Below are 6,000 nucleotides of genomic sequence, written 5' to 3' on the forward strand. Positions count from 1 at the left end.
GGGTGACACCTGTGCCGAATCCCCTGCACCCAACAGCTTCACCGAGACAGACATCCGAACATTCGGAGCCGGGGCGACCTGGCTCCGCGAGACGCCGAGAGGAGGCGATGACAGTGGGAAACATCATGATCACCAAAATGACTGGCCAGACCGTTGTTGCTGCCTCCCTGCGTGCCGCCCGTCTGCGGGCGCTCGCCGAGCTCGGTGGAACCGGTCTGGGTCTCGACACCACCGGTGTCTCCGTCGTCCCCGCTGTCAGTGGCCTTGGACACACTGATGTCTGCGCCGCGGGCGGCAGGAACGTCGAAGGCACCTCCGTCGAGGCCGGTCTGTCCGGCGACTGGGCGTCGTTCGGCACGTCGCGCTCCCTGCGTGATGAGCGACCGACCCAGGCACCGAAGGCAGTCGTAGCAGCCGCCATGCATGGCGACTATGCGCAGGTCGTCGGTGCCGGAAGCACCCAGAAGCAGAACGAGCAGCAGATTAACCAGGCCATGGCCGCCTTTGCGGGCGCCACGGCCATCCGGATGCGGGCCTTCCGCGGGCCTGAACCCTGGAGAGAACGAACCTGAGTAAGCCTCAGGTCGGCACCTCCAGGGCCGCGGAACCCGTCACACCGGGATCCGCGGCCCTTCTGTTTTGTCCGGTACGCAAGACCACCCAGGCCCCCCGGGGCCTCCGGCCCAGACCCACCAGCCATCTGGGCCGGAACCACTGAAAAGACGAGGAAGACGCCACAGTGTCCACGGTCATCACGCCGCCCATCCCGTCCGTACCGCCGACAAGCCAGATCACCAAGGCCGACCAGGCCGACCCCCCGGAGGTTCTTTCCATGCAGATCAGCTCCATCGAGCAGGCCGAGGCGCTCGGGCTCCCCATCCCCTGCCGCGCCTTCGACCCCGAGGTCTTCTTCGCCGAGACGCCCGCCGACGTCGAGTACGCGAAGTCCCTCTGCGGCACCTGCCCGGTCAAGGACGCCTGTCTGACCGGTGCGCTGGAGCGGCGCGAGCCGTGGGGCGTCTGGGGTGGCGAGCTCTTCGTCCAGGGTGTCGTCGTGGCCCGCAAGCGGCCGCGTGGCCGTCCGCGCAAGACCGAGGTCATGGCGTGAACCCCGCCCACGGCGCCAGGGCCGTCCGCCGGGGAGAGCAGCCCCTGCTGGACAGCTCCCTCCGCCGTTCCGTCCGGATCGCCGCCGCCAAGGCCGACGCAGCCCGGCCAGCCCCCTTCCCGAGCACGCACCACGAGCAGGACCACCACATGACCGCCGCCGCCATCGATCCGACCGTCCGCGCTGAGCAGACCACCGAACTTCAGATCCAGAACAGGACCCTCGAAATGCAACTCCTCCACGAATCCCTGGCCCGGGCCCATATGCAAGAGCGCCTGCACGAGGCCGAGCACCAACGCCTCGTCACCCGGGTCGCCCGGGCCCGCCGGCTCAAGCAGCGGGCCGAGCGCGCCTCGCTGCGGGCCCGCAAGGCGATCGCCGTCGCCCTGATGTAGCCGCGGCTGTCGTCGCGGCTGTCGTCGCGGCGCGGGGCCTCCCCGCGTTCCACCCCCGTCGTGCCGCAGGCCGCCCCCCGTCACGGGGAGCGGCCTGCGGTCGTCGGGGGCGTTGTGGTCAGCTCTTGCGGGTGCGGTTGGCGGGCTCGCCGCCTGCCGGCTTGCGACCGGCCGGCTTCGCCGTCCCCGCCGGTCTCGCCGTCCCCACTGGGTCGGCCGGCTTCGCCGTCCCCGCCGGTTCCCGACCGGCGAACTGGGGCAGCCACGCCAGCATCTCCGCCCGGAACGGCGCCTGGGCGCCCAACTGGCAGAGCACCCCGATGGTGCTCAGCGTCACCCGATGGATCAGCAGGTACGCGGGCGGCAGGTTCAGTTGCTTGCCCAGGTTGTAGGCGGGCGAGCGCGGATCGGCGATCCGGGCCGCCTGCGCGCGCATCCAGGCCCGGGTGAAGTGGAAGCTGTCCACGGCGGCCGGCTCGATGATCGGCCGCAGGTAGTCCAGCACCGCGTCCGGGTCCAGCTCGATCGAGGGCTTGACGAAGCCCTCCTCGCGCAGCATCTTCAGCACGCCCGCCGCGTCGCCGTCCAGGGCCATCCGCAGCGACGCCCCGATCGGCGCGGGCAGCCCGCCCGGCAGCCGGTCCACCGTGCCGAAGTCCAGCACCCCAAGCCGCCAGCCCGACGCCGGGCCGTCGTCCTTCAGCAGCCGGAAGTTGCCCGGGTGCGGGTCCGCGTGCAGCAGGCCGGTCCGGGACGGGCCCGCGAACAGGAACCGGGCCAGCAACTGCCCGGCACGGTCTCGCTCCTCCTGGGTGCCGCCCGTGATCACCTCGGCCAGCGGGGTGCCGTCCATCCACTCGGTGACCAGCACCTGGTCGGCCTGCGCCACCACGCCGGGCACCACGATGTCCGGGTCGCCGGCGAACTCCTCGGCGTGGCGGCGCTGAGCCTGCGCCTCCAGCTCGTAGTCCAGTTCCTCCGACACCCGTTCGCGCAGCTCGGCGATCAGCGGCTTGATGTCCAGCCCCGGGATCAGAGGGCCCAACAGCCAGGCCACCCGGCTCAGTTGCGTCAGGTCGGCGAGCAGCGCGTCGCCCGCGCCCGGGTACTGCACCTTGACCGCGACCCGGCGCCCGTCGTGCCAGACGGCCCGGTGCACCTGCCCGATCGAGGCGGCCGCCGCCGGCCGGTCGTCGAACTCCCGGAACAGCTCGCGCCAGCCGTCCCCGAGCCGCTGGGCGAGCGCGGTGTGCACCTTGGCGGCGGGCATCGGGGGAGCGGCGTCCTGCAGCTTGGTGAGCGCGGCCCGGTACGGCCCGGCGACCTCCTCGGGCAGCGCGGCCTCGAAGACGGACAGCACCTGCCCGAACTTCATGGCCCCGCCCTTGAGTTCACCCAGGACCTTGAACAGCTGGTCGGCGGTGGCCTGCTGGAGCTCGGCCGTCACCACCTCGGCGGAGCGCCCGCCGATGCGCTTGCCCAGACCGAGTGTGGCGCGTCCGGCTATCCCCAGCGGCAGGGCGGCGAGCCGTGCCGTGCGGGTCACTGCCTTGCGCGGAAGATCGCTCACCCGGGCCTCCATTCCCTGGCCCCCCGACACCGGACGGCCCACCATCACTAGGCCATTGTGCCCGCTCCCCACCCCGCGACCGCCGGTATTTCGCCAGGCGGGGAGGGGGCGCCCGTACGTGGGCCGCGACCGCTGTCCCTTTGCGGGGGAGTTGGACGGCTTGGTCCGGTCGGCCCGGCGTGGTGGGCGGGCGGTGGCTGCGCGCCGAGTGGAGTGCCCGCGGGTCGTCCGGCCGGCGGGTCAGCGGGGCAGACGGAGGGCCAGGCCGTCCAGGACCACGGCGAGGCCGTAGGCGAACTTGGTGTCGCGCGTGGCGGCCGGGTCCGGGTCCGCGGAAGCGGCCGAGTAGGCGGCGGCGAGGTGGGCGAAGCCCGCGGTGGCCTCCCGGGCGGCGGGCATCAGCCGGGCGACGAACGCGGCCTCGCTCTCACCGGCCCGGGCGACGGTGGTGAGCCAGGCCGCCTCCGTGGTGCTCATGCCGACGACGTAGGAGATGACCGTGTCGATCGCCCGGACCGGCTCGGGGAAGCCGGCCGAGGTGAAGAAGGCGGTCAGCCGCTCGCCGTAGGACAGCAGGTTGGGGCCGAGGTGGGCGAGGCCGGCCTGGCCGAGGACGGACGACAGCCAGGGGTGGCGCAGGGCCGTCGCCCGGAAGGCGCCGGCGGCCTCGGTGGCGGCGGCGCGCCAGTCGGGGCTGTCGGCGGGTGGGAGGGTGATCTCGCCGAAGACCTCGTCCACCGCGAGCTCCATCAGCTCGTCCTTGGTCGCCACGTGCCGGTACAGGGAGGTGGCGCCCGCGTTCAGCCGGGTGGCGAGCTTGCGCATGCTCAGGGCCTCGATGCCCTCGGCGTCCAGCATGGTGATCGCCTCGCGGACGATCGCGGCCCGGCTGAGTGCGGGCTGGTCGGGCTCGCGCTGCCGACGGGCCCATACGGACGGGATCGGGTTCGTTTCGGCGGCCATGGCGGCTCCCCTTCCCTCTGCTCCTGCTTCGCTGCGTACACCGTTCGCATTGAGCGTACAGGAGTCGGATATTGCGCGCGCTGTTCCGACATGCGTACAGTGTGCGCAATGAAGGAACGGGGTGCGCACCGGGGGAACGGTGTGCGCAGAATGGAGGGGTGGCTGATGACAGCGCTCAACGCGACCGAGGGCCGCAATCCGCACCGCTGGTGGATCCTGATCGTGCTGTGCCTGAGCTCGCTCGTCCTGGTGGTCGACAGCATGGCGCTCACGGTCGCCGTGCCTTCGATGACGGCGGACCTCGGCGCCAGCGCCCAGGACACCCAGTGGATCCTCGACTCCTACGTCCTGGTCTTCGCCGGGCTGCTGCTCACCGCCGGCAGCCTCGGGGACCGCTTCGGCCGCCGGAAGATCATGATCATCGGGCTGCTGCTCTTCGGGGCGGCCTCCCTGGCGGCCACCTTCTGCACCAACCCCGGCGAGGTGATCGCGGCCCGGGTCGCCATGGGCGTCGGCGGATCGCTGATCATGCCCTCGACGCTGTCGATCCTCATCACCGTCTTCGACGAGGACGAGCGCAACAAGGCGATGGCCGCCTGGAGCTCGGTGGCGATGCTGGGGCTGGTCGGCAGCCCGGTCCTCGGCGGCGTGCTGATCAACCACTTCTCCTGGCACTCGATCTTCTTCATCAACGTCCCGGTCGTCGCCCTGGCGATCCTGGCCGGCCTGCTGCTGATGCCGGAGTCCAAGGGCCCGTGGCAGAAGCCCGACCCGCTCGGCGCGGTGCTCTCCGCGGCCGGCATGACCGCCCTGGTCTGGTGGATCATCGAGATCCCGCAGCACGGCGCCTTCGGCGGCCAGTCCCTGGTCACCCTGGCCATCGCGGTGCTCGCGCTCGGCGGGTTCGTGGCGTGGGAGAACATCACCACCGCGCCCATGGTTCCGCTGGCGCTCTTCAAACACCGCAACTTCAGCGGGGGCTCGCTGTCGCTGACCCTGGTGCAGATCGGCAACGGCGGCCTGCTGCTCGTGCTCACCCAGTACCTGCAGTTCGTGCTCGGCTACTCGCCGGTCAAGGCGGGCCTCGCGTTCGTGCCGCTGGCCATCGCCGCCCTGATCGGCAACGGGGTCGGCGCCAAGTTCGCCGCCACGATCGGCAACCGCCTGCTCATCCTCACGGGGATGCTCGTCATGGCCGCCTCCTTCGCCCTGCTGACCACCGTCACCGCCGGCACCGGCTTCACCGTCCCGGCGGTCGCCCTCGGGCTGCTCGGCCTCGGCGCGGGCCTGGCGATGCCGGCGGCGGTGGGCGCGCTGATGGGCACCATCCCGCCGGAGCAGGCGGGCGTCGGCTCGGCGCTGAACGACACCATCCAGCAGGCCGGCACCGCGCTCGGCATCGCCATCCTGGGCTCACTGCTGTCGAGCGGTTTCGCCGCCGAGATGCCCGCCGGGATGCCGGAGGAGGCGAAGCACTCCGTCGGCGGGGCGCTGGCACTGGCCAACGGGGACGCCGGGCTCGTCCGGACCGTCCGGGAGGCCTTCACCTCGGCGATGTCGACGACCTTCACGATCAGCGCGATCGGGGTGCTGGCGGCGGCGGTGGTGGCCACGCTGGTGATGCGCGACCGGAAGGCCGGGACGGCGGCGGGGGAGCCGGTGGCAGGGGCGTCGGTGGAGGACACCGGGATCGCCGCCTGACTCCGCTGGACCTGGCTGGTCCACCTCGCCGCGAAGGCCGGTGCCCCTTGGGGCACCGGCCTTCGGTGGGGTGGGGTGGGGCGGTGGTGCGCAGGAAGTCGGGCGGGCCGACTTCCTGCGCGTGGTTCTTTGCCTGATCTCTGGGGCCCCCTCCCCCCCCGCCCCCCACCCTCCCCGCCCCCCACCCTCCCCGCCTCCCGCCCACCACCTCCCGCTGGCAACAGCGGATCCCCGCCTTGCATGGCCCGCGCCCTGCCCCAGGC

At 72.2% G+C, this 6,000-nt stretch carries 6 protein-coding genes; 4 read left to right on the top strand and 2 right to left on the bottom strand.

The window, feature by feature from the left end; all coding sequences use genetic code 11:
* The first annotated feature begins 125 nt into the window (after positions 1-125).
* From ACFWPT_RS27030 to ACFWPT_RS27040, 3 genes are all read left to right on the top strand, one after another.
* Positions 126-572 carry a hypothetical protein gene (locus ACFWPT_RS27030; protein ID WP_380341433.1) on the top strand — a complete coding sequence of 149 codons (447 nt, stop codon included), beginning with the start codon at positions 126-128 and terminating at the stop codon, positions 570-572.
* A gap of 167 nt (positions 573-739) precedes the next feature.
* Complete coding sequence (locus tag ACFWPT_RS27035; RefSeq protein WP_371517211.1) at positions 740-1,108, top strand: WhiB family transcriptional regulator; 369 nt, start codon at positions 740-742, stop codon at positions 1,106-1,108.
* Between the two features lie 149 nt (positions 1,109-1,257).
* Positions 1,258-1,503, top strand: a complete 246-nt coding sequence (locus ACFWPT_RS27040) for a hypothetical protein (RefSeq protein WP_079136258.1) — start codon at positions 1,258-1,260, stop codon at positions 1,501-1,503.
* 118 nt (positions 1,504-1,621) lie between these two features.
* On the opposite strand, the gene ACFWPT_RS27045 is transcribed toward ACFWPT_RS27040, so the two are convergent.
* Both ACFWPT_RS27045 and ACFWPT_RS27050 read right to left on the bottom strand, forming a co-directional pair.
* Entirely contained in the window at positions 1,622-3,073 is a 1,452-nt protein-coding gene (locus ACFWPT_RS27045; protein ID WP_380378174.1) for an ABC1 kinase family protein, read from the bottom strand.
* A 240-nt stretch (positions 3,074-3,313) separates the two neighbouring features.
* Positions 3,314-4,036: a TetR/AcrR family transcriptional regulator gene (locus tag ACFWPT_RS27050; protein ID WP_380484849.1), complete on the bottom strand. Its 723-nt coding sequence runs from the start codon at positions 4,034-4,036 to the stop codon at positions 3,314-3,316.
* A 165-nt stretch (positions 4,037-4,201) separates the two neighbouring features.
* On the opposite strand from ACFWPT_RS27050, the gene ACFWPT_RS27055 reads away from it, so the two are divergent.
* Positions 4,202-5,737 carry an MFS transporter gene (locus ACFWPT_RS27055; RefSeq protein WP_380484851.1) on the top strand — a complete coding sequence of 512 codons (1,536 nt, stop codon included), beginning with the start codon at positions 4,202-4,204 and terminating at the stop codon, positions 5,735-5,737.
* Positions 5,738-6,000 lie beyond the last annotated feature (263 nt).

This window comes from Kitasatospora sp. NPDC058478 (genome assembly GCF_042720345.1).
Lineage (GTDB): Bacteria > Actinomycetota > Actinomycetes > Streptomycetales > Streptomycetaceae > Kitasatospora.